The following is a 23,610-nucleotide window of genomic DNA, read 5'->3' on the forward strand; positions in this document are numbered from 1 at the left end:
GATTACCTATTATTTTTTTAAGTGGTTTAATGATAACAATTATCATTTATAAGGCAATGTAATTTACAATCCTTTACAATTAATCTTTTTTAAGGCAAGAATATTGTAATAAAAAAAGGCGCTAATGCCGTTAATAAAAAACCACTTACCAAAGCCAAAGGTATGTGCTTTGATGAACACGTTTGCTTAACAATTGGCAAGGTTGAATCTAAAGCCGTTGCCGCCGCAGCCCCAATACCCACCTTAGGATATTTTTCACCAACTGCATACAGAACGACAATTGCAAACAACTCACGGAATAAATCTGTCAATAATGCCATTGTGCCATATTGATGTCCGTAAGCCTCACCCACAAGTACACTCGATAACGTAAACCAACCAAATCCAGTTGAAAGTGCAAAGGAGGTTGATAACGCTTCATTCGTTAACCAAGCGGCTGGCAATGCCCCCAGTAATGAACCAATCACAACAATAAAAGGTACAATCAAAATTTCACGAGAAAACCACTCTCTGCTTAACTGCACCTGAGTAAAATCAACCCCTACCAATAAAATTAATAGCAATAATAAATCGCCACTACTAAATAAACGAAGTGCATAGCCCATCTTATTTTGTAATACAAAAAGTATCGCACCAAAGAAAACCATTGATAACGCAATACTCGATTCTTTTATGGCAGGTAATGCCGCTCTCCAATCTAGCTTTTTATGTTGACTCACTATCTTTGGGGCTTTCGGTCTCAATATCACAAATAAAAGAAACATTGGAATCAAGGTTGTTAAACTAGAAAAAACAATAGCACCTGTCAAAACCTTTCCAATCGCTTTTGCAGAGAAAATAATCTCACCAAATTCAAAACCGAGTAGAAAAAGCATACCCCAAACCAACGGAGCAATACCTTTTATTAATTTATTATTAATCGAATTGGGAAGGACTTTCCCCAATAAGTAACCAACAACTAAAGCGCCTAAAATAGGCAATAACGCCAATAATATATTCATATTTGTATCTCTCTTAAAATGAGTCTCTGCAAAACAAGTATAACAAGTATTGTATAGGATAGAATAAAAAGCAATCTATTGTGAATAAAAAACATTGCCTACCGCTCAAATAAACGAGATTATTTCAATCACAAAAATCTGGATTTTCATTACTATCCGAGTTACGATCACTACCATTAAATACAAATAGGGAGAATAATTCTATGATGCAAAACAACCATTTTATTGGACTAGGTGTCGCAGGTAATTTTGCGGGTCATTTGGAGCAAGCGGGTGAAGCCACCGACTTTTTAAACGTCAAAACTGAAAATGCAATTCAACCTAAAGCGATTTTTCCTTTTTATGTTCCGAGTGCCACATTATCTCCAACGGAACAATTTCTTGCGACCTATCCCCTCTCAAGCGACAGTTTAACTTTTCCACACCTAACGGATGCGGATAATCTCCAAATTGAACCTGAAGTTGCCTTAATTTGTGATTTGGTTTACGTGAATAACAAAGTTGTAGACATTATTCCCTCTCACTTTGCTGCTTATAACGACTGCTCTATTCGTCGCCCAAATGCGCATAAAATTTGTGAAAAGAAAAATTGGGGAGCGAACTCAAAAGGGATTTCTCAAAATTGGATTAAACTGGATAAATTTAAACAAGGTAGCAATTTAGATAATTATAATATCGCCTGTTTTCATCAACGTGATGACGTACTAACGGAATATGGCATAGATAGCCCAACCATTGGCTACAGCTATTTTCATCAGCAGTTATTAGACTGGATAATAGATAGAATGAATAATCAGCCTGATGAAGATCCAATGAACAATATTGCAAATCTGTTAAAGCAAGCAAACTACCCAGCTCAGACCATTATTAGCATTGGAGCAACACGCTACACGGAATTTGGCGAAACACACTTTTTACAACCTAATGATAAAAGCATTGTTGTACTATATAACAGAACGAAATATAGCCACAATGATATGGTTAAAATGGTCGAAAATAAGCAATTTCCTGCTGATGTGTCTGCTTTGGTGCAAGTGGTGGTTTAATTTAAATATATATTCAAATAAGGAAAATAGATGCAAAAATATTCAGTAAACCAATATCTAATAGAAACTGTTTTATCATGGGTAAAATCAAATGAAATTGCAATCCCTGAAATCCAACGACCATTTGTTTGGAATAGTGCTAAAGTTAGAGATTTGATGGATAGCCTATATAAAGGTTATCCAATTGGCTACATTATTGCATGGAGAAACCCTAATATAAGATTAAAAGATGGTAGCTTAAGCGAGGGGAAGAAAGTATTAATTGATGGTCAACAAAGAATTACAGCATTAACTACAACTATACTCGATCAATATGTAATTAATAAAAATTATAACAAAGTAAAAATTAAAATATCTTTTAATCCTATTGAAGAACGATTTGAAGTACAAAACCCAGCAATTTTGAAAGATAAAACTTGGATACATGATATTTCCAAAGCCATAAACGGAGACTTATTTGAAATTGCAGACAAATATTTTGAACTCAATCCTGAAGTAGATAAAAAACAAGTTCAAAAAGCTTTTGCAAACCTTATTAATATTCCTAAAAAACAGATTGGTTTCATTGAACTTGCTCATGATTTAGATATCGAAACTGTGACAGAAATATTTATTCGTATAAATTCAAAAGGGGTTGTGTTAAGTCAAGCAGATTTTGCAATGAGTAAAATTGCAGCTGATACTGATCATGGGGGAAATGAATTAAGAAAAGCTATTGATTATTTCTGTCATTTAGCTATCAAACCAGAATTTTATCAACATATTGTGGACAATGACCCTAATTTCTACCGAACCAATTATTGTAAAAAAATGCAATGGTTAAAATCTGAAAATGAAGATTTATATAATCCTGATTATAATGATTTAATTAGAGTCGCATTTACATCACAATTTAATAGAGGAAGATTATCAGACTTGGTAAGTCTACTATCTGGTCGAAATTTTGAAACTCGTACTTTTGAATATAATATTGCTAAGACATCATTTGAAAGCCTAAAAACAGGTGTTGAAAATTTTATTAACGAAAATAACTTCAAACGTTTTTTAATGATTATAAAATCAGCTGGATTTATATCTCCAAAACTTATTCGATCACAAAACTCAATCAATTTTGCTTACATTCTTTATCTAAAATTAAAAGAATTACATATAAATTCAGCTGACATAGAGAGCTATGTAAAACGTTGGTTCGTGTATTCAATTTTAACAGGACGCTATTCTGGCTCTTCCGAAAGCTTATTTGACTTTGATATAAAACAAATCTCAGAAAAACCATTTCCACAAATTCTTAAAGAAAGAGAAGACGCTGACCTTTCTGACGCCTATTGGAATTCATCTTTACCTCAAAGTTTAAATACTTCCGTAGCAAGTAGCCCATATTTTAATGTATATTTAGCATCACAAGTAAAATTTAATGATAAAGGTTTTTTATCAAAAGATATTTCTGTTAATGAACTAATTTCTTTACGTGGGGATATTCATCATATTTTTCCAAAAGACTATTTAAAGAAAAATGGCATTAATAGTAGAGGAGAATATAACCAAATTGCAAATTATGCACTAACGCAATCAGAAATAAATGTAAAGATTGGAAACAAACCACCCAAAGAATATTTAACATTAATTGATAATAGTATTCAAATTAGTGGAGTTTCAACAGAAAAAGAATTATTAGAAAACTTAAAAACAAATTGTATTCCCCATGAAATTAGAGAGATGACAGCTGAAAATTTCAATGATTTCTTAATAAAAAGACGAAAATTAATGGCTAACAAGATTAAAGAATATTATTTTTCTTTATGATTATTTTTATACAAACAAGTGGGTAACTATGATGTACTGAACCGGTCAATCATGCCTAAAAGTATGACTGACTGATTTATTTATATGAACAAACATAGATATAAAAATAATATCAATGCCCACTCAACACCTTCGCTGGCTGTAATTTTGATGCTCTAATGGCAGGGTATAAGCTGGCAATTAGGCTTAAAATAATGGTTGCAAGCAACACCCAAACTATATCCAATAAATGTAACTCACTTGGTAAAAAGTTTATAAAATAAATACCGTCTGATAAAAAGTGTATCCCAACTAAGCTTTCTATCCCTTTGATAATACTCGTCAAATTAAGAGAAACAATACAGCCTAAAATTATCCCAGCAACCGCTCCTTTCATTCCTGAAATTAACCCATACCATAAGAAAATTTGTTGAATAAATCGATTATTCGCCCCTAAAGTACGCTGAATCGCAATATCGCCCTGTTTATCTTTTACCGTCATTACAAGGGTGGAAATAATATTAAAACACGCCACGCCGATCACTAATACCATTGCGATATACATAATAGTACGAATAAGATGGATATCGTTATACATATACCCAAATTTATCGATCCACGTTTGTTGATAAAGAGGCTGAGGGAATTGATGAAGTTGTGGTAGTCGTAACTTTTGAATATTAAAAGGGGCTTTAACAGAAAATTCAATACCAGAATATTGTTGTGGCTGATACCCTAAAAATTGTTGTGCAGTTTCAATAGGAAGCAGTGCATAGCTGTGATCGAGTTGCCCTTCCAAACGTAAAATTCCTGTTACGGTTAAATTAAAACGTTGCGGTTGCTTTAACTGAGTACCACCTTTTGTTTCAGGTAGCAACAAAGTAACATCATCACCTTTTTGAACCCCTAAACCACGAGCAATACCCGCACCCAAAATAAGCCCACCTTCTTTTTTAAAAGCTTGCCATTCAGACTGATCGATAAACTGATGTAACGCACTGGCTTTTTGTTGCTTTTCTGCTGAAATACCTTTGACCTGCACAATTTTCAGTTTTACACCCTTTTCAATAAGGGCTGTAAAGCTAACAAAAGGTAAGGTAGCGGTCACATTAGGATCATTTTTTACCAAATTTTCTAATTCATCGCCTTTCTCAATAGGTTGAAGTTGTCCATTTTGGTAAGACGTCAATTCTGCATGAGGAACAACAGATAAAACCCGTTGGTTTAGCTCTTTTTCAAAGCCATTCATTGCACTTAATCCAACAATCAACACCGCCACACCTAATGCAATACCAATACTAGAAAACAGCGCAATTAATGACACAAGACGATTTTTTTGTTGTGTGCGTTGATACCGCCAACTGATAAAAAAGGGCGTATTCATTATCCTTCCTCTTTCAGGATACCATCCTGCATACACAAACGGCGAGACAGTTTAGCAGCAAGATTAAGATCGTGAGTGACTAATAAAAAAGCAATATGCTGTTCTTCGTTTAACTGTTTAATAAGTTCAAAAATACTTTCCGTTGTTTTGCGATCTAAATTCCCCGTAGGCTCATCAGCGAGTACTAACGCAGGGTTATTAACTAACGCCCTTGCAATAGCAACCCTTTGACGCTCCCCTCCTGAAAGGGCGGATGGTCGATTATTTAAACGATGTGCAAGCCCCACTGCTTGTAACATCTTTTCAGCTCGATCCTTCGCTTCTGTTTTATTCTGCTTACCGATCAACATTGGCATCATTACATTTTCAATCGCACTAAAATCTGCCATTAAATGATGAAATTGATATACAAAACCTAAGTATTGGTTACGTAAGTGCGCCAATTTATTACTTGTTAATTTCTGCAAGGATTGCTGTTTGATAAACACTTCTCCCACACTTGGTTGGTCAAGACCGCCCAGTATATGCAATAAAGTACTTTTCCCTGAGCCTGAACTGCCTACAATGGCAACCAACTCTTCTGAATTCATTGAGAAAGAAATATTATTTAATACCTGTGTTTTTTGATTACCTTCTTGATAATCTTTGCTGATATTGTTACAGCGAAGTAGTTCTATTGTCATTGTTAAAATCTTTTTATGGAGAATTAGGCTTATTTTGCGGAATTTTGAACAAGATTACAAATAATAGCGGTCACTTTCTTTTAATTTTTTGCAAATTTTTGAAAGAAAGTGACCGCTTATACTGTTCATCGAATATATTAAAAATAAAATCTACTCTTCTGTACTCGCTTCTCCACAACTTACACAATAATTAAGCCCCTTGAACGTCAGTTGGTTACAAGAAATACAAGTTTCTTTTAACTGATTACCACAGTAAGAGCAATAATTCATAGTAATATAATCTACTTTATTGGAGCAATAAATACACTTATTTTTATTGAATGATTTAATCACATAGAGTGGATTTTTCTTGTCTTTCTTCGCGAGATTGACTCTATTTTGAACCTTAATTATCACAAAAGTAAGGATAACCACAAATAAAGCAATGAGAATATAATAAGCAACAAAAGGTATATTTAAACTGTATAACAATTCAATCAATTTCTGAAAGAAAGTGTGAGGGATAAGGCTCCACACCATTCTCATACTTTCAATAGTAAAAGGAATTAATGTCACAATAAATAAATTTTTAGTAATAATATATCTATTATAATTATTTCTATTGTTATTTACTTTCATTCTATAAGCAAAGAAGAGAAGTAACGGAAGTAAAAATAACACACTTATAACAGATTGTTTTATATAATAAAATTTTTTCTCACTTTCATAATCAGTAATAATTTCTTTAGTTGTAGTGACATAATTATATAACTCATTCACTCGTTTATTTTCTTTAAACATTTGTAAATGCGTTTGTAAAATATTGTCTGTCACCTCTTGCTCTTTTTTTAGCTTATCATACTTTACTTTGGCATTTTTTGTATTCAAATCTATTTCTAAAATACTGCCTTGTTGATTGGCTATTTTTTCAAAAAGAGCCGTATTATAGTTATCTCGAATATAACTTAATCTTTCTTCAATCTCATTCAGTATTCCCTTATTTTGTTTAATCTTTTGAACAATATCTAAAATAAGTTTATCTTCTGATATCTCTTTGAGATAAGTATTTATTTTTTTACATCTCGCATCTAATTCCGTTGCTTTAATATTTTCGTATTTATTATAATAATTATTTCTGTTGGAATGAGATAAATAGATATCAGACCTATAGTCTTGTACTTCTGTCGGATTTTTCACTAAATCTCGACACTCATAAGAATATTTTGTATAAGGATTATTAATCACTTCCGTTTGAAAGTTCATACCTAAATTAAGAGAAGCGAACACAAAAATATCTAAGATAAAAAGTAAAAAAATAGAAATTTTACTTAAGGGTGTGACTTTATTCTTTTCTTTAAAAGATAAGTAGTTTTTATAATTGTGTTTGATCTTAGTAAACATATCCCAATCCTTATTAAAAGATAATTATAGGAGTCTCAGTGTACCAAAAAATACAACAAAGCGGCCACTTTCTCCCAATTTTTTGCAAATTTTTGAAAGAAAGTGATCGCTTGTTTTACAGTAAATTAAAATGAGAACTAAATATTTATTGAAGCACGGTTGCTGAGCTTGTCGAAGCATAAGTGCGTCTTAAACGACAGCCCCTTCGACAAGATTAGGGAGCGATAATAATCATATATGGTAGTCTTATTCTATATTTAATTTACTATAGTATAAATATATCCCAGTAAGGTTTTTAAATTGAAAATCTAACTTATTTCCCACTATACAGATTGCCTAAATTTTGCAGATTTTTCAGTGATAAAAATATTTTTTGAGCGAAACGAGTTTATTATCACGAACAAAAATTTACAACCTATTGAATTATATTTATTTTTTGTAGGGGAGGATTTAATGAGCGTAAGCGAATGGAATATCCTCCCGTTAATATTCTTGAGTAAAGAACAGGAGCGATAACGGGCGGATATACGCAAACTACGTTTGCTAATGCCGCCCCTACGAAAATCCTTATAAATTAAACACTTAACAATTTATTCATTCGTTTAATAAATGAAGTTGGATCTTCTAATGTGCCTTGTTCTGCAAACAGGGCTTGCTCTAATAATAACTCAATCCATTCATTAAATTGCGTTTCGTCGGCAATGTCTGCAATATGTTTCACCATTTGATGGTCAGGATTTAGCTCAAAAGTATATTTTACTTCAGGAGCTTGTTGTCCCATTGCAGCAAATAATTTTGCCATTTGGGTACTCATTTCATCTGAAGTTGTAGAAACAACCGCAGGTGTATCTGTTAAGCGGTGCGTTAATACCACATCTTTTACACGATCGCCTAAGTAGGTTTTTGCTCTTTCTAAGAATGAACCAAACTCTTCTTGTTGGGCTTTTTGTTGTGCTTCGTCTTCTTTATCTGCTAAGTCGCCTAAGTCTAAATCAGATTTGGTAATGCTTTGTAATGGCTTGTCTTGGAACTCGGTTAAGTAGCTGATTAACCATTCATCAATGCGATCGGAAAGCAGTAACACTTCAATGCCTTTTTTGTTAAATAGCTCTAAGTGTGGGCTGTTTTTCGCCGCTTGGTAGCTGTCGGCAGTTAAGAAGTAAATCGCTTTTTGTCCTTCTTTCATTCGCTCGATATAGTCAGCAAGCGAGATATTTTGCACGCTGCTGTCTGAATGGGTTGAAGTGAAACGTAATAATTCCGCCACTTTTTCTTTATTTGCTTGATCTTCGCCCACGCCTTCTTTTAACACTAAACCAAATTCATTCCAGAATGTTTGATATTGCTCTTTATCGTCTTTCGCTAATTTTGAAAGCATTTGCAAGGTGCGTTTTGTTAAAGCATTACGCAATGCGGAGGTCGTTTTATTATCTTGTAAAATTTCACGAGACACGTTTAATGGTAAGTCGTTAGAATCCAGTAAACCACGCATAAAACGTAAGTAATTTGGCATAAAGACTTCGGCATCGTCCATAATAAAGACACGTTGTACATAAAGTTTTAAGCCGTGTTTTTGATCTCGTTGAAATAGGTCAAAAGGTGCTTTTGAAGGTACGTAAAGCAAGCTAGTATATTCTTGTTTTCCTTCCACTTTGTTGTGTGACCACGTTAAAGGCTCGGCAAAATCGTGGCTGATATGTTTGTAAAATTCTTTATATTCTTCATCAGAAACATCACTTTTTGCTCGTGCCCATAAGGCTTGGGCTTTGTTGATTTTTTCCCATTTTGTGCCTTTTTCATTGCCTTCATCGTCAAAATCTTTGGCTTGAATTTCAACAGGTAAACCGATGTGATCTGAATATTTACTGATAATGCTACGCAAACGCCACTCGTTTAAAAATTCTTTTTCTTCTTCACGTAGATGTAAAATGACTTCTGTTCCACGTGTTGCTTTTTCTAAATCTGCAACGGTGTAATCGCCTTCGCCCGCCGATTCCCAAATCACCCCTTGCTCAGCAGTTAAGCCTGCAGCACGAGTTTTTACGGTCACTTTATCTGCCACGATAAAGGCAGAATAGAACCCAACCCCAAATTGTCCGATAAGTTGGCTATCTTTGGCTTGGTCTGTGCCGAGTGAATTTAAAAATTCTTTAGTACCTGATTTTGCGATTGTCCCTAAGTGTTCGATCACTTGCTCACGGCTCATACCGATTCCGTTATCGCTGATTGTGATGGTATTTAAAGTTTCATCAACGCTAACACGCACACGCAATTCGCCGTCATTTTCATAAAGTGACGTATCTGAAAGGGCTTTGAAACGCAGTTTATCCGCTGCGTCCGAAGCGTTTGAAATTAACTCACGTAAAAATATTTCTTTATTTGAATAAAGTGAGTGAATCATTAATTGTAGTAGTTGTTTGACTTCTGACTGAAAGCCACGAGTTTCTTGATTAGTACTCATTGTTATCCTCTTAAATTGATATTTGAAAAATTTTGCAAAAAATTAAAATAATGTGACCGCTTGGGTATTAAGTAAATGGGGATTATAGTCATTGTTTCAAGGGTTTTTTTATAAATTTTATCAAAATATGATAGATTGTATTTTGCAATATTTTAATAAATTTAATAATTTAGGAATAAAAATAAAACAATAATTAGACAGACGTCACATTTTTGCAACAAACTCATTTTAATTTAAACTAATTTTTACTAATATTGGTAATGCATTTTTATCTTAAGGGGGGAATTATATGCCTAAAACACAATTACATTTTGAGACTACAAGGTCTTGGCGAAATACGATTATTTTATTAGTAGATATTGTACTATTTTTTGCACTTTTAAATTTTTTACCATTTTCTGCAGCAGAGAATAAAGGGTTAGCACTATTGGCTTTTATTGCGGTGTTATGGCTAACAGAAGCGTTACACGTAACAGTAACAGCCTTACTCGTGCCTATAATGGCAGTGGGCTTAGGTGTTGTCCAGTCAAAAGCAGCATTAGCAAGCTTTGCATCTCCAACCATTTTCCTCTTCTTTGGGGGTTTTGCATTGGCCACTGCGTTACATATTCAAAAATTGGATCGCTTAATTGCCAATAAAATTATGACCTTAGCACGAGGTAATTTATTGATTGCGGTTTTATACTTATTTGGTGTAACGGCTTTTCTTTCAATGTGGATCAGTAATACTGCAACAACGGCAATGATGTTACCTCTTGCAATGGGTATTTTAAGCCAAATGGATAAAGAGCAAAATCATAGTACTTATGTTTTTGTATTGCTTGGTATCGCCTATAGTGCCAGTATTGGAGGAATGGGAACACCTGTGGGTAGTCCTCCAAATGCAATCGTGGTTTCTCAATTAAAAATGTCTTTCTCTGAGTGGATGGGCTACGGCTTACCAATGGTAGTAATGTTACTTCCATTAATGGTGGGCGTGCTTTATGTGTTATTAAAACCAAATTTAAATAAGACCTTTGAACACCAATTTGAAGAAATCAAATTAAACCGTCAACGTATTACCATTTTAGTTATTTTTGTTGCGATTGCACTATGTTGGGTATTTGGTCGTTATCTTAATCCATTACTTTCAGGATTATTGGGTATTGAAGGAAAAATTGCTAAATTTGATGGAATGGTGGCACTTTTTGCCGCAGTATTGGTTTGTATTACTCGAGTCACAACTTGGGAGCAGATTCAAAAAAATACCGAGTGGGGCGTATTAATGCTCTTTGGGGGTGGTATCACATTAAGTTCTGTTTTAGGTAAAACTGGGGCAAGTAAAGTATTGGCTGATGGTGTGGTATTTATGATGGAAGGCGGGCATTTCTTCTTAGTTGGATTACTTGTTGCTGCTTTCATTATTTTCTTAACTGAGGTAGCTTCCAATACCGCCAGTGCCGCATTATTAGTACCGCTCTTTATTTCTATTGCACAGGCATTAAATATGCCAGTTGTAGGGCTATCATTAATTATCGGTTTAGGTGCGTCTTGTGCATTTATGTTGCCAGTCGCCACTCCGCCAAATGCCATTGTATTTGGAACAGGAGTTATCAAACAGCGTGAAATGCTGAAAATTGGTTTCTGGTTAAATATTATGTGTATCTTTATTATTGCCAGTGTTGCTTATCTATTCTGGCTATAAATTTAGAGACAAAGCAAAATTGCAAATTTTTAATGCAATGTAACCGCTTCATTATAGAGACAGGAAAATCATCCTGTCTCTATTTTATTTTTGTTGCTTTAATCAACTTCCTGCATCACATTCCAAATCTTTAACGCATCCGCTGTTTCTTTTACATCGTGAACACGTACAATTTTAGCACCATTTTGTACACACAATAATGCCCCTGCAACACTACCAACCAAACGCTCTTCAACAGGTTTATCCAGCACTGCCCCAATCATAGATTTACGAGAAAGCCCTGCCAGAATTGGATAACCAGATTCAGCAAAAATGTGCAGATGTTTTAATAATTGATAATTATGCTCAACAGTTTTACCAAAACCAAAACCAACATCTAAAATAATATGCTGTGGAGGAATACCTGCTGTTACACAAGCAAAGGCTCGTTGATTCAAAAAAGTCGCTACTTCTTCAATAACATCATCATATTCAGGGGCTTGTTGCATTGTTTGAGGTGTGCCTTGCATATGCATTAGGCAAACAGGCAAACCTACCTCAGCGGCGGTGTCCAACGCATTAGGCAAGGTTAAAGCACGAATATCATTGATAATATCCATTCCCATTTTTGCCGACTCTTTCATTACTTCCGCTTTTGAGGTATCCACTGAAATTAAACAATCAAAGCGTGATCGAACCGCTTCTACTAAGGGAACGACACGTTCTAGCTCTTGTTGTTCGCTAATAATTTCAGCATTAGGGCGAGTAGACTCTCCGCCAATATCAATAATGTCAGCTCCTTCATTAAGCATTTTTTCCACTTGAAAAAGGGCTTTGTCTAACGAGAAAAAACGTCCGCTATCCGAGAATGAATCAGGGGTAAAATTTAAAATCCCCATAATATTCGGATTAGTTAAATCTAATAAGCGGTCACATTTTTGATAATTTTTGTAACTAATTTTCATCTCTAAGCCTTTTTAAAATTGCTTTTAAGTTGCTATCAAGTGGAGCGGTAATCACCATTTCTTCTTCGGTTCTTGGGTGGGTAAAGCGAATTGAATAGGCGTGTAAAAACAGACGATTTAGCCCAAAACTTTTCATTTTTTGATCAAATTCTGCGTCGCCATATTTACTGTCTAACGCAATAGGATGTCCTGCATATTGAGTATGTACTCGAATTTGATGAGTGCGTCCTGTGACTGGCGAGGCTTTCACTAAAGTTGCATTTTGATAACGCTCTTCAATACTAAAACGAGTATCCGATGGCTTACCCTCTTCACTGACTCGCACAATACGTTCGCCACTGGCTAATTCATTCTTTTTTAACGATGCTTTAACGGCTTTTACGTGGGATTGCCACTGCCCACGCACTAAGGCGAGATAGTCTTTTTTCACGGTTTTAACGCGTAACTGTTCGTGTAAGTTACGTAACGCAGAGCGTTTTTTGGCAACTAATAAAATCCCTGATGTATCACGATCAATACGGTGGACTAATTCCAAAAAACGAGCTTGTGGACGTAATGCTCGCAATGCTTCAATCAGCCCAAAACTTAATCCACTGCCACCGTGAACCGCAATGCCTGACGGTTTATTAACCACGATTAGTACTTCATCTTCATATAAAATATGGCTTTCTAATTCCGCCACTTTATTGAGTTTTGTTGAAATCGGTGCAGTGTTTTTTTCAGATACTCGCACAGGTGGAATGCGAACCACATCATCAGCCTGTAGCTTATATTCAGGTTTTACTCGTCCCTTATTTACTCGCACTTCGCCTTTGCGAACAATACGATAAATTAAACTTTTCGGTACACCTTTAAGTTTTGCGAGTAAGAAATTATCAATTCGTTGCCCACTTTCATCGTCACTAATGGTTACAAATTGCACTTTGGCACTGATTATTTTTTCTGTCATTCATGATTCCAAGTTATAGGTTAATAAGCGGTCACTTACTTATAAAAATTTGCAAATTATGCAACAAATCCTACCGCTTGATACACCTCTTTTAAGGTTTGTTGTGCTTTTGCTCTCGCTTTTTTTGCACCATCACGATAGATTTGCTCTAATAATGCTTCATTATTACGGAAATGATGGAAACGCTCTTGTAAATCAGTCAGCAATGTAGAAACCTCATCAGCCACCGCTGTTTTTAAATGACCATACATTTTGCCTTCAAACTCTTCTTCCAGCTGTGCAATAGTTTTACCTGTAATTGCCGATAAAATATCTAATAAGTTAGACACCCCTGCTTTATTTTTCACGTCATAACGCACTACTGGTGGCTCATCACCATCTGTCATTGCACGTTTGATTTTTTTGGCTACGGCTTTTGGATCTTCTAATAAGCCAATCACATTTTTACGGTTATCATCCGATTTCGACATTTTTTTGGTTGGTTCAAGTAATGACATTACCCTTGCACCTTGCTTTGCAATAAAGACTTCTGGCACTTCAAAAATCCCTTTAGTGACATTGCCCTCTGTATCTTTTTCACCATAAATGGCATTAAATCGATCGGCAATATCTCGTGTAATTTCTAAATGCTGACGTTGATCGTCGCCCACTGGCACTTGGTTGGTTTGATATAACAGAATATCTGATGCCATTAAAATAGGATAAGTAAATAACCCCACATTCACGTTTTCTTCATAACGTGCTGATTTATCTTTAAATTGGGTCATTCGGTTCATTTCACCAAAATAGGTGTAACAATTTAACGTCCACGCTAATTGGGTATGTTCAGGCACCTGAGATTGAATAAAAATGGTGCTTTTTTCAGGATCAATACCACAAGCAAGATAAAGGGCTAAAACATCTAAAGTGGCTTTACGTAACGCTTCTGGATCTTGGCGAACTGTAATCGCGTGTAGATCCACAATACAATATAAACAATCATAGTCATCTTGCATTTTTACCCACTGACGTAACGCCCCCAAATAATTTCCTAATGTAAGCTCACCTGATGGTTGAACACCACTAAATACGATTGGTTTTTTTGTTGTCATTTGAATTTCCTATTTCTTCCTGTATTTTATATTATTTGGACTTATAGAATATGCCCCTACAAGATCATTTTATGCAATTTTTAAGATTTCTGCAAAGTCTTCACACACAAAATCAGGTTCTGATTCACTGATAGGGATATTGTAATTGTAACCATAGGTTAAACCAACACTTTTACACCCAGCAACTTTTGCCGCCAAAATATCATTTTTAGAATCCCCCACAAATAACACTTCATTTGGATAGCATCCAAATTTACCGAATAAATAAAATAATGGTGCTGGATGTGGTTTAACCAAAGGTAGCGATTGCCCACCTAAGGTTTCTGAAAATAGATGATCTATTCCAAACGCCTTTAATACAGGTTGTACGTGCTTAGTTGGTTTATTGGTTACTACTGCTAAAATATAGCCTTTTTGGTGCAATGTCTCTAAGGTGGATTTTACATTTGGAAATAATACGCTTTTATTACACACATTTTCACCATAAAAATAATCAAAACGTTGTTTAAGTTGTGCGATTTGTTCAGCATTAAATTGCTCCGCCTTGCCTGACCATTCTAAGCCTTTTTGAAATAAAACATCTGCCCCTTTACCGATCCACGTAAGCACAGTTTCCTCTGGTGCTGGTGGTAATCCAACTTCTGCAAAAACAGAATTTAATGATAAGGTTAAATCTGGCAGACTATTCACTAATGTGCCATCTAAATCAAATCCGATAAGTTTAAATTTATTGTTCATTTTATCCTCTTTTGTTTATAAAACGTATTTTTTTATCATCAACAGATACAATCAGTATCTCAAATAATGAAAATAAAATAACACCCAAAATGTAAAAAATATTAAAAATTTCAAAATTAAATATATTACCTGCAATCGCACTCGCATTTACCATTGCACAAATAATTAAAATCAAAGGTAAATATTGTTTTGCTCTACAAAAACTACGATAGACACAGTAAAAAGTTAGGGTTCTGCTCCCTGCCGTAAGCATACTAAAAAATACAAAAAATGGCAGCATATCCAAATTATCAACGCCACTCAAAGGTACAATAAAAATAATACAACTTTCAATAATAAAAAAGCGTCTGTACTTTGGTTGCCAATCTGTTTCTTCTATTTTGAATACAAGATGATATAGCGTAGCAGAAATTAAAGGAATAAAAAATAGAGATAACGTCCAGCCAATGTCTCGTCTTAATAATGAACAGCCATATTCATCGCAACGATAACACTGCCACCAAATCACAACACTGATAACTGATACAATCAACGCCAATAAATAAACTGCTTTTGTCCTAAATCCTACCACTAACCCAATCAAGAAATTTAAAATAATAAATATACTTGCTTGGGCAAAAACAATCGCAAAAATATAAAAGGCTAATACAAAAGAAAATAAGGTGTTAACTAAACCACCAAAATCATCACTTGACGTATCAATGAACATTACCATTAAATAAAGAGAAAAACCGCAACGAAAAAACCATCTATATGCTTGAATAGCAAAACAAGCATAGTTTTTTAATGCAGGTATTTTATTGATTACATTTCTATGATTAAGACAAAATGGTGCATTTAATAAAGTATCTTTAATCATAATTAAAAAAGAATCCATTGCTATCCTTCCTTTAATATTATTTGTTACTCAACCACTACCAACTCTCTCACTAACGCAGTTGCATAACTCCCTGATTCTAAAAAGAAGTTTAATTTTAGTCCTTCATCAATAAATAGCCATTCAAAATTTTGTGGTTTACACAACATTGCTCGGCGAGAAGCTTTCATTCTTACCTCTTTCATCAATTCAATAAAAGATTGGTGTTGTGCAATAATTTGTTGCTCAGGTTGTGGGGCTGATTTGTCTAAGGAATCTTCCCCGAACAGTGGAGCAGTCAGCAATAAATCATTATCCGTTAAACGTTGTTGTAATTCTGTTAACTCGTTTTCTGTCGCTTGAAAGAAACTATTTGAGCCTGCAAGTTGTAGTAAATCATTATTTACAACTCGTGATATAAGGTTTTCTTGAATACGGGCTGAAACCACTTGATTGAATATATCACTACGTGCGGCTGAAAGATAAAAACTGCGTTTTTTACGATCTTTCACCTTAATTTCACCATTCGCCCAACGTTGAGCTTGAATTAAATTATTGCCATCTCGTCCGAAGCGTTGTTCGGTAAAATAGTTAGGAAATCCAACCGCTTGAATTTGTGTTAAGCGTTGTTCTAAATCATCCGTTTGTTTTACATCTCTTAATAAAAGCTTAAAATGGTTACCCACTAACGCCCCTACTCGAATTTTACGATTATGGCGAGTCACCTCTAAAATCTCGACACCTTCTTCTGAAAACTGGCTAAAATCTGGTGTTTCCTTACCTGCTAAGTGTAAACAAAACCATTGTTCTGTGATGGCATTGCGATCTTTTAAGCCAGCATAACTCATATTTTTTGCAGAAATACCCGCAAACTTTGCTAATTTTTCCCCTACAAATAAGGTGTTGGCATTGGTTTTACGCACTTTAACCGCAACAAATTCTCCTTCATTAGCAAGATCGTAACCCAATTCTTCTCTCACAATAAAATCTGCAAATTCTGCTTTTAATCGACCCGCTTGTTTGGGTTCACCATTTAGATAGGCTAAATTCATTTTTTAATCCTTAAGTTTTTATGATTCGCTAATATGAAAATACCGCTAACACTAGAAAGTGCAAGCGGTAAGATCTTATCAAAAATTTGCAAATTAACGTCTAGGTAAGTAATCCATTGGATTAACCGATTTACCTTTATAACGAATTTCAAAGTGTAATTTGGTAGTGTTAGTACCTGTATTACCCATTGTTGCAATACGCTGTCCAATTTTTACGGTGTCTTGCTCTTCAACTAAAATTTCATCATTGTGAGCATAAGCACTGAGATAATTATCATTGTGCTTAATAATAATTAAATTACCATAGCCTTGCAGAGCATTACCTGCATATACAATTCGACCGCTCGCTGTCGCTTTTACAGCTTGTCCCTTAGAACCTTTAATATCAATACCTTTGTTTCCACCATCTGCTGATGAAAAACGAGATACAACACGCCCTGCTGTTGGCCAGTTCCATTTTAACGACGAATCAGCCATTCTCACTGCTTTAGTTGTCATTCTTTCTGTGCTGGTTGTGGCTTTTACAGGGCCTCTGACCGTACCATCTGAACCATATGCTGTTCCATTTCTAGTCGCTTTGTAGGTGACTTTAGAAACCGTTTTTGCAGTAGAAATCGCTTTATCTGCAATTTCTCCTTGTGCCTTAACGACTACTTGTTTAGGTTTTGTAACAACAGTTTTAGTTATCACTTTTGGTTTAACAATTTTCTGTTTCACCACTTGTTGCTTCACAACTTTTTTAGGATAACTACCTGTTAGTTTTATTTTTTGTCCAATTTTTAATGGATAAGGTTCTTCCAAACCATTTAACGCAGCAATCTCTCTGACATCTTTACCTGCAATATAGGCAATCAAGAACATTGTATCGCCTTGACGAACCGTATAAACGTTTTTGTCATAAAATCCTTTATCAATTTCACTGTAAATAGGTTTATGAGTCGCATCATCCCGAGGAATATTTATCGCTCCCTCTGCGACAGTTGGCTTTTCCATTGTCTTTGGCGTTACATTTGTAACTACCTGTTGCTGTGTCACTGTAGGCGCAACATTGGTATTTACAACAGAATTTCCTTTTGGTTGAACTGCTGGTACCACTGAACTTGCCCCTGCTCTTGGTGCGGTATTCATTGAAGTTGGCATTCTTGTTTTTTGAATATTTGCATTATGCTGGTAACCTGCTTTTCCAGCACGATTCACAGGACGAGTAGTGCCTGGAAAAAGATCTGCATTAGAAGCATACCCAACAGGTGCCGCTCGCTGAGAGCTACAAGAAGCTAAGACCACCGCCCCTAGAGGAAGCAGTAAAAATGTTTTTTTCATCATATCAATCTCTATTAAATAAACTTACTATCGAAGTTTTAGCACTTGTCCAATTGTTAAACTATATGTTTGATTTAAATTGTTTAAACGTGCAAGTGTATTCACATCTTGTCCTGATAAATAAGAAATCAAAAATAGAGTATCACCTTTTTGTACTGTATAAGTACTACCAGTATAAGAACCTTTCGTCATTTGACTATAATCAGGACGACCTTCTGCATCTCTAGGAATGGTAATAGTTTGAGTGTTTTGTGATACTGAGGTCGCTGGTGTTGTTTCCTCTTGATAGATTGGACTCTCAACTTGAGTAGGAGTATACACTGTAGTTTCAGTATTTTGCCAACCCACATTGGTCGTTTCAATTGCTGGTGGTGGCGGTGGCAATACATCTTCATCTTCCATTGCTGGGCTATATGTTGAACAGCCAGCTAAAGTTAATGCCGTCATTGGAAATAGTAAAAATAATTTTTTCATTATGTCTCTCCTTGCTATTTATTTAAAAAATTGATAGAGAAAATAAGCTATCACTGCTAATAATACAACTGACCAGCCAATAATTTCAATCGATTTACGGATTTTATTTGCATATTTTTCTCCTCCCCAAGCAGATAATTTTGCTACAAGCAAAAAACGCAGGAAACGAGATATTGTGGCAGTTAATACAAAAGGTAAGAATAACATTTGCATTACGCCAGCACAAATCGTAAATATTTTGTAGGGAATTGGCGAGAACCCTGCTAGAAAGACCACAAAAACACCCCATTGTTCAAACCAAGTAATGGTTTGTTCAAATTTAGTTTGATAGCCCCAAGTTATAATAATGTCTTTTACCCAATCAAAAGCAAAATAACCAATGCTATATCCTATTGCACCACCTAGTACTGATGCGATAGTCGTATAAATAGCATAACGAGTCGCCAATTTCGGCTTACTCATCGACATTGGAATAAGCATTACATCAGGTGGAATAGGGAAAAATATCGCCTCAATAAAGCTGATAAAACTTAACCATAACCACGCTAAGCGGTGTGATGACCACTCCATTACCTTGTCATAAACCGTGCCAAATAATTTCATTTAAAATTTTTCTTTTAAACCTGCAATAGATTGATGAGCAGTCATATCTGCTTGAATCGGTGTAATGGACACTTTATTTTGTTTAACTGCAAAAAAGTCTGTGCCTTCGCCCTCATCAATAGGTGTACCACTTGGTCCAATCCAATAAACAGTCGCATCTCTTGGATCTTTCTCTTTAATGATTTTTGCATCTGCAAGACGATTCCCACAGCGAGTAATTTCAATACCAGCTAACTTTGAATAAGGGACATTTGGCACATTTACATTCAGAATTTGTTTATTTGGCAGAAGATCTATTTCTATTTTTTGAAGTAAATCGAGAACAACTTTAGCCGCTGTTTCAAAATGATGTTCACCTGATACAAGATAAGTAGAGTCATTTTTTTCAACCAAAGAGACTGCAATAGAAGGTAATGGTAAATGACGACCTTCAATTGCTGCAGCGACGGTTCCTGAATAAATCACATCATCACCCAAATTTGCTCCGTGATTAATCCCAGAAACAACTAAATCAAACTCTTCTTCAAGAAAGCCATTTAATGCTAAATGTACGCAGTCTGCAGGTGTACCTGCGACAACAGTATAATTTTGTTCTGATAGCTTTTTCACTCTTAATGGGTCAACCAAAGTTAAACAACTTGATGCCGCACTTCTATTTCTATCTGGCGCAACTATCGTTACATTATGTCCTGCCTCACGTAACGTCGAAGCCAATACATTGATACCCTTTGCGTGGATACCATCATCATTACTTATTAAAATTTTCATTTACTTTCCTTATATAAAATTTGTAAATTTTTGTTAAGATCTTACCGCTTGTTTTCTTATTGTTTATTTAAAATAAATTCTGGCTTTATTCTTACCACTTGCTTGCAATAGACCATAAGCCACAAACTTATTCAAATAACGCCTTACCGTTGGAGCTGATTTTGCCAATAATTGCTGAGCTTGTTGGTTACTAATTTGAGCGTGATTGTCTAAATAATACTTTATTTTAGAATAAGCTTCTTTTTCAAGTGTTGAAAATTTATCGCTCACCATATCGCTCATTATATCGCTCATCTGTTTTTCTGGATATGTTTGAATTGTTTCTAAAATAGTAGCTAGAATAAATTCAATAAATACTGTCGCAGAACTTGTCTTATCCGCTTGTCTTAATGTTGCATAATACTCATTCTGATGTTCATATACCATTGTTTCAATCGGTAACCATTCAAAAACTGGATTTTCTTTGCTTAATAAAACACTTTGCCATAAACGTCCCATTCGTCCATTACCATCAGCAAAAGGGTGAATAAGCTCTAATTCATAATGTATTACACAACTTTTAATTAAAGCAGGTGTATCATCATTTTTTGCCCAATCAAATAAATCTTTTACTAATTTAGGGACAAACTCAGGTCTTGCCCCCATATGAATGACTTCACCTTGATGATTAAAAATCCCAACATCACCAGTACGAAAAGATCCTGCATCATTGGTCAATCCTTGCATCATTAAACGATGAGCCATTAAAAAATCTTTAACAGAATAAGGTGAAAAATGATGTATTTTTTCATAGGCATCATAAGCATTTTTCACTTCTTGAATTTCTTTTGGCGAACCCAATACCCGCTTTCCATTGATAATATCAGTGACCTGCTCAAGACTCATTGAGTTATTTTCAATCGCTAATGATGCCTGAATAGAACGTAAACGGTTATTTTTTCGCAAATGTAGCTGCTTTTCATAATCCGCTTGTAAACGCCCAATTTTTTCTGATATTTGTACCATTAAATTCAGAGATTTATTGGTTATTTCAAAAGGCGGCTTGTTCATTTATCACCCTAATTCAAATAAAAATTTATCACTCATTATATCGCTCATCCAATTGTATTTCTAATTTTGCAAATTTTTAATTAAATGTGACCGCTTCAATTATTAACTTTTACGCTTTTTATAAGCAATAACCATAATTAACACTCCCAAAACAATCATCGGTAGTGACAATGTTTGTCCACGTGTGATAATCCCTAAATCAAGAGTAAGGCTCATATCTGGTTCTCTGAAATTTTCAACGATAAAGCGGAAAATACCATAGCACAGTAAGAATAGCCCTGATACAGCACCAAGTGGGCGAGGTTTGCGAATAAATACATTTAAAATGATAAATAACAGCACGCCTTCTAGTAGAAATTCATAAATTTGCGATGGATGGCGTGGTTGATAATCAACGTGAGGGAAGATCATTGCCCAAGGTACATCAGTAGTTCTTCCCCATAGTTCACCATTAATAAAGTTCCCTAATCGTCCCATTCCTAAACCAAAAGGGATCAGTGGTGCAGCAAAATCAGCGGTTTCCCAAAATGTATGTTTTTGACGACGAGCTGTCCAAAGCATTGCAATGATGACCCCAATTAAACCTCCGTGAAACGACATTCCTCCTTCCCAAATACGGAACAGATAAAGAGGATCTTGAAGGAGTTTATCAAAGCTATAGAAGAATACATCCCCAATGCGACCACCTAATATAACGCCGAAAAATCCGTTATAAAGCAATTGATCGACTTGTTCAACTGTCCATAAGCCATTAGATTTTTTTGCTCTGCGTGTACCCAACCAATAAGCAAAGGCAAAACCAATAAGATACATTAAGCCATACCATCGTAACGCAACAGGGCCGATTTGAAAGATAATTGGATCGATATTTGGATAAATTAAATAATTGTCGTACATTTTTACTCTTTTACTTGAAATCTAATATTTAAAAAACATATTGATTGCAATCACAACCAATAATAATGAGAATGCTCTTTTTAAACTACCCACCGATAAAATAGTGGCTAATTTTGCGCCTAGCTTTGAGGTAAAAAAAGACACCGATACAATACCCAATAATGCAGGTAAATAGACATAGCCTAAAGAGTAAGCTGGTAAGTGAGGCGCATCATAACCATAAAAAACGAAGCTACACATCCCTGTTATTCCTAGTAAACAGCCACACAAGGAAGATGTGCCAATGGCTCGTTTCAGTGGTAGTCCTCGACTTTCTAGGAAAGGTACAATAAAACCACCACCTGCGATACCTGCTAAACTTGCCAATACACCAATTGTACCACCTGCAATCACCATAGATTTTGTGGTTAATTGCTTCAGCTGTCTTTTAGGTGTTTTTATGGATAAAAACATTTTGAGTGATAGGTAGAGCATCAACACCGCAAACACTTTTGTAATAATATGTTTAGGTAGCCCTGTTACAACAGCCGCTGTTACAAACCCCATTATCATCAGTGGTGGCACAAAAAATTTGATGACTGAAAATTCTATATTACCTAATTTATGATGATGTTGAGCCGCAGAAAAGGTATTTACAACAATGGTAGAAAACGACGTCCCCAATGCCATTGACATTATCAACTCATCGGGCACACCAATATGAGCAAATAAATAGACCAATGCAGGCACTATAACCATTCCACCGCCAATTCCAAATAGCCCTGCTAATAACCCTGAAATCGCGCCTAAGCACAAAAAAACAATAAAAATCGTTATTGTCATTAACGCTTTCTCCACGATGATTTGCGATGATGCTTTGATCGAGGACTTTTTTCGCCTTTGGAATGCTCTGTATTATCAAAGTATCGATGATTGTTTTGACTTAGCACTTGAGCAAACTCTTTCATTGCCTTACGATAAACATCTCGTTTGAAAGAGACAACCTGACGAACGGGATACCAAAAACTGACCCAACGCCAACCATCAAATTCGGGATTGTTTATTGCATCAAGCTTTATCGCATTTTCACCAGCGACTAATTGCAACAAAAACCATCGCTGTTTTTGTCCAATACAAACGGGACGAGTGCCTTCATTGCGAATTAAACGTTTAGGTAATTTATATTTTAACCAATATTTAGATGCCCAAATTAACCGTACATCATTCTTTGTTAAACCAACTTCTTCATAAAGCTCACGGTACATTGCTGTTTCTATGCTTTCGCCCTCTTTCACTCCCCCTTGAGGAAATTGCCAAGAGTTTTGTCCAAACCGTTTTGCCCATAGAACTTGTCCACTTTTATTACAAATAACTATGCCAACATTTGGGCGGTATCCATCAGAATCGATCAATTTGACCGCCTTATTTTAAATAATCTTGAATGGTATAGATTGTTTCATACTTTTAT

General features: G+C 35.2%; 22 protein-coding genes. 3 read left to right on the top strand and 19 right to left on the bottom strand.

Going from position 1 to position 23,610, the window contains the following annotated elements; all coding sequences use genetic code 11:
• Nucleotides 1-89 precede the first annotated feature (89 nt).
• A complete protein-coding gene (locus A6B44_RS08485) occupies nucleotides 90-1,001 on the bottom strand; it encodes a LysO family transporter (RefSeq protein WP_090920418.1) in 912 nt (303 codons plus the stop codon).
• A gap of 206 nt (nucleotides 1,002-1,207) precedes the next feature.
• Here A6B44_RS08485 and A6B44_RS08490 point away from each other — a divergent pair, with 206 nt between their 5' ends.
• Both A6B44_RS08490 and A6B44_RS08495 read left to right on the top strand, forming a co-directional pair.
• A complete protein-coding gene (locus A6B44_RS08490; RefSeq protein WP_090920528.1) occupies nucleotides 1,208-2,047 on the top strand; it encodes a DUF5718 family protein in 840 nt (279 codons plus the stop codon).
• Nucleotides 2,048-2,077: 30 nt separating this feature from the next.
• Nucleotides 2,078-3,850, top strand: a complete 1,773-nt coding sequence (locus tag A6B44_RS08495) for a GmrSD restriction endonuclease domain-containing protein (protein ID WP_090920421.1) — start codon at nucleotides 2,078-2,080, stop codon at nucleotides 3,848-3,850.
• Nucleotides 3,851-3,962: 112 nt separating this feature from the next.
• On the opposite strand, the gene lolE is transcribed toward A6B44_RS08495, so the two are convergent.
• From lolE to htpG, 4 genes are all read right to left on the bottom strand, one after another.
• Nucleotides 3,963-5,213, bottom strand: coding sequence for a lipoprotein-releasing ABC transporter permease subunit LolE (gene lolE / locus A6B44_RS08500; protein WP_090920424.1), 1,251 nt, complete (start codon nucleotides 5,211-5,213; stop codon nucleotides 3,963-3,965).
• On the bottom strand, nucleotides 5,213-5,896 hold the full coding sequence (gene lolD, locus A6B44_RS08505) for a lipoprotein-releasing ABC transporter ATP-binding protein LolD (RefSeq protein ID WP_090920427.1): 684 nt from the start codon (nucleotides 5,894-5,896) through the stop codon (nucleotides 5,213-5,215). The genes lolE and lolD overlap by 1 nt, the downstream gene beginning before the upstream one ends.
• A gap of 150 nt (nucleotides 5,897-6,046) precedes the next feature.
• Nucleotides 6,047-7,276 carry a zinc ribbon domain-containing protein gene (locus A6B44_RS08510; RefSeq protein WP_090920430.1) on the bottom strand — a complete coding sequence of 410 codons (1,230 nt, stop codon included), beginning with the start codon at nucleotides 7,274-7,276 and terminating at the stop codon, nucleotides 6,047-6,049.
• Nucleotides 7,277-7,850: 574 nt separating this feature from the next.
• On the bottom strand, nucleotides 7,851-9,737 hold the full coding sequence (htpG, locus tag A6B44_RS08515) for a molecular chaperone HtpG (protein WP_090920433.1): 1,887 nt from the start codon (nucleotides 9,735-9,737) through the stop codon (nucleotides 7,851-7,853).
• A 289-nt stretch (nucleotides 9,738-10,026) separates the two neighbouring features.
• Here htpG and A6B44_RS08520 point away from each other — a divergent pair, with 289 nt between their 5' ends.
• Nucleotides 10,027-11,421, top strand: coding sequence for a DASS family sodium-coupled anion symporter (locus A6B44_RS08520; RefSeq protein WP_090920439.1), 1,395 nt, complete (start codon nucleotides 10,027-10,029; stop codon nucleotides 11,419-11,421).
• Nucleotides 11,422-11,519: 98 nt separating this feature from the next.
• On the opposite strand, the gene folP is transcribed toward A6B44_RS08520, so the two are convergent.
• From folP to rppH, 14 genes are all read right to left on the bottom strand, one after another.
• Entirely contained in the window at nucleotides 11,520-12,365 is an 846-nt protein-coding gene (folP, locus tag A6B44_RS08525; RefSeq protein WP_090920442.1) for a dihydropteroate synthase, read from the bottom strand.
• Nucleotides 12,355-13,314 carry a 23S rRNA pseudouridine(955/2504/2580) synthase RluC gene (rluC, locus tag A6B44_RS08530; RefSeq protein ID WP_090920445.1) on the bottom strand — a complete coding sequence of 320 codons (960 nt, stop codon included), beginning with the start codon at nucleotides 13,312-13,314 and terminating at the stop codon, nucleotides 12,355-12,357. The genes folP and rluC overlap by 11 nt, the downstream gene beginning before the upstream one ends.
• A gap of 56 nt (nucleotides 13,315-13,370) precedes the next feature.
• Nucleotides 13,371-14,405: a tryptophan--tRNA ligase gene (gene trpS / locus A6B44_RS08535; RefSeq protein ID WP_090920447.1), complete on the bottom strand. Its 1,035-nt coding sequence runs from the start codon at nucleotides 14,403-14,405 to the stop codon at nucleotides 13,371-13,373.
• Nucleotides 14,406-14,474: 69 nt separating this feature from the next.
• Nucleotides 14,475-15,143 (bottom strand): phosphoglycolate phosphatase, encoded by a 669-nt coding sequence (locus A6B44_RS08540; protein WP_090920450.1) that lies wholly within the window; start codon nucleotides 15,141-15,143, stop codon nucleotides 14,475-14,477.
• Between the two features lies 1 nt (nucleotide 15,144).
• A complete protein-coding gene (locus A6B44_RS08545) occupies nucleotides 15,145-16,020 on the bottom strand; it encodes a hypothetical protein (protein WP_090920453.1) in 876 nt (291 codons plus the stop codon).
• Between the two features lie 26 nt (nucleotides 16,021-16,046).
• Nucleotides 16,047-17,051: a tRNA pseudouridine(13) synthase TruD gene (gene truD, locus A6B44_RS08550; RefSeq protein WP_090920456.1), complete on the bottom strand. Its 1,005-nt coding sequence runs from the start codon at nucleotides 17,049-17,051 to the stop codon at nucleotides 16,047-16,049.
• A gap of 93 nt (nucleotides 17,052-17,144) precedes the next feature.
• Complete coding sequence (nlpD, locus tag A6B44_RS08555) at nucleotides 17,145-18,371, bottom strand: murein hydrolase activator NlpD (RefSeq protein ID WP_090920531.1); 1,227 nt, start codon at nucleotides 18,369-18,371, stop codon at nucleotides 17,145-17,147.
• A 27-nt stretch (nucleotides 18,372-18,398) separates the two neighbouring features.
• Nucleotides 18,399-18,845 (bottom strand): LysM peptidoglycan-binding domain-containing protein, encoded by a 447-nt coding sequence (locus tag A6B44_RS08560; protein WP_090920459.1) that lies wholly within the window; start codon nucleotides 18,843-18,845, stop codon nucleotides 18,399-18,401.
• Nucleotides 18,846-18,863: 18 nt separating this feature from the next.
• Nucleotides 18,864-19,448 carry a YqaA family protein gene (locus A6B44_RS08565; RefSeq protein ID WP_090920461.1) on the bottom strand — a complete coding sequence of 195 codons (585 nt, stop codon included), beginning with the start codon at nucleotides 19,446-19,448 and terminating at the stop codon, nucleotides 18,864-18,866.
• On the bottom strand, nucleotides 19,449-20,216 hold the full coding sequence (gene surE, locus A6B44_RS08570; RefSeq protein WP_090920464.1) for a 5'/3'-nucleotidase SurE: 768 nt from the start codon (nucleotides 20,214-20,216) through the stop codon (nucleotides 19,449-19,451).
• Nucleotides 20,217-20,279: 63 nt separating this feature from the next.
• Nucleotides 20,280-21,266: a Fic family protein gene (locus A6B44_RS08575; protein ID WP_090920467.1), complete on the bottom strand. Its 987-nt coding sequence runs from the start codon at nucleotides 21,264-21,266 to the stop codon at nucleotides 20,280-20,282.
• A 102-nt stretch (nucleotides 21,267-21,368) separates the two neighbouring features.
• Nucleotides 21,369-22,163, bottom strand: a complete 795-nt coding sequence (lgt, locus tag A6B44_RS08580) for a prolipoprotein diacylglyceryl transferase (RefSeq protein WP_090920468.1) — start codon at nucleotides 22,161-22,163, stop codon at nucleotides 21,369-21,371.
• Between the two features lie 21 nt (nucleotides 22,164-22,184).
• Nucleotides 22,185-22,985, bottom strand: coding sequence for a sulfite exporter TauE/SafE family protein (locus A6B44_RS08585; RefSeq protein ID WP_090920471.1), 801 nt, complete (start codon nucleotides 22,983-22,985; stop codon nucleotides 22,185-22,187).
• Nucleotides 22,985-23,554: an RNA pyrophosphohydrolase gene (gene rppH / locus A6B44_RS08590; RefSeq protein WP_090920474.1), complete on the bottom strand. Its 570-nt coding sequence runs from the start codon at nucleotides 23,552-23,554 to the stop codon at nucleotides 22,985-22,987. Before rppH ends, A6B44_RS08585 begins: the two co-directional genes overlap by 1 nt.
• Between the last annotated feature and the right edge of the window lie 56 nt (nucleotides 23,555-23,610).

This window comes from Pasteurella skyensis, assembly GCF_013377295.1.
In the GTDB taxonomy this organism is placed as follows: domain Bacteria; phylum Pseudomonadota; class Gammaproteobacteria; order Enterobacterales; family Pasteurellaceae; genus Phocoenobacter; species Phocoenobacter skyensis.

Coding starts and splice junctions, on each gene's coding strand:
- A6B44_RS08520 (WP_090920439.1), top strand. CDS start 10,027: ATGCCTAAAACACAATTACATTTTGAGACTACAAGGTCTTGGCGAAAT.
- htpG (WP_090920433.1), bottom strand. CDS start 9,737: ATGAGTACTAATCAAGAAACTCGTGGCTTTCAGTCAGAAGTCAAACAA.
- surE (WP_090920464.1), bottom strand. CDS start 20,216: ATGAAAATTTTAATAAGTAATGATGATGGTATCCACGCAAAGGGTATC.
- A6B44_RS08490 (WP_090920528.1), top strand. CDS start 1,208: ATGCAAAACAACCATTTTATTGGACTAGGTGTCGCAGGTAATTTTGCG.
- A6B44_RS08510 (WP_090920430.1), bottom strand. CDS start 7,276: ATGTTTACTAAGATCAAACACAATTATAAAAACTACTTATCTTTTAAA.
- lolD (WP_090920427.1), bottom strand. CDS start 5,896: ATGACAATAGAACTACTTCGCTGTAACAATATCAGCAAAGATTATCAA.
- rluC (WP_090920445.1), bottom strand. CDS start 13,314: ATGACAGAAAAAATAATCAGTGCCAAAGTGCAATTTGTAACCATTAGT.
- lgt (WP_090920468.1), bottom strand. CDS start 22,163: ATGTACGACAATTATTTAATTTATCCAAATATCGATCCAATTATCTTT.
- A6B44_RS08575 (WP_090920467.1), bottom strand. CDS start 21,266: ATGAACAAGCCGCCTTTTGAAATAACCAATAAATCTCTGAATTTAATG.
- A6B44_RS08585 (WP_090920471.1), bottom strand. CDS start 22,985: ATGACAATAACGATTTTTATTGTTTTTTTGTGCTTAGGCGCGATTTCA.
- folP (WP_090920442.1), bottom strand. CDS start 12,365: ATGAAAATTAGTTACAAAAATTATCAAAAATGTGACCGCTTATTAGAT.
- A6B44_RS08560 (WP_090920459.1), bottom strand. CDS start 18,845: ATGAAAAAATTATTTTTACTATTTCCAATGACGGCATTAACTTTAGCT.
- A6B44_RS08540 (WP_090920450.1), bottom strand. CDS start 15,143: ATGAACAATAAATTTAAACTTATCGGATTTGATTTAGATGGCACATTA.
- nlpD (WP_090920531.1), bottom strand. CDS start 18,371: ATGAAAAAAACATTTTTACTGCTTCCTCTAGGGGCGGTGGTCTTAGCT.
- trpS (WP_090920447.1), bottom strand. CDS start 14,405: ATGACAACAAAAAAACCAATCGTATTTAGTGGTGTTCAACCATCAGGT.
- A6B44_RS08565 (WP_090920461.1), bottom strand. CDS start 19,448: ATGAAATTATTTGGCACGGTTTATGACAAGGTAATGGAGTGGTCATCA.
- A6B44_RS08495 (WP_090920421.1), top strand. CDS start 2,078: ATGCAAAAATATTCAGTAAACCAATATCTAATAGAAACTGTTTTATCA.
- lolE (WP_090920424.1), bottom strand. CDS start 5,213: ATGAATACGCCCTTTTTTATCAGTTGGCGGTATCAACGCACACAACAA.
- A6B44_RS08545 (WP_090920453.1), bottom strand. CDS start 16,020: ATGGATTCTTTTTTAATTATGATTAAAGATACTTTATTAAATGCACCA.
- truD (WP_090920456.1), bottom strand. CDS start 17,051: ATGAATTTAGCCTATCTAAATGGTGAACCCAAACAAGCGGGTCGATTA.
- A6B44_RS08485 (WP_090920418.1), bottom strand. CDS start 1,001: ATGAATATATTATTGGCGTTATTGCCTATTTTAGGCGCTTTAGTTGTT.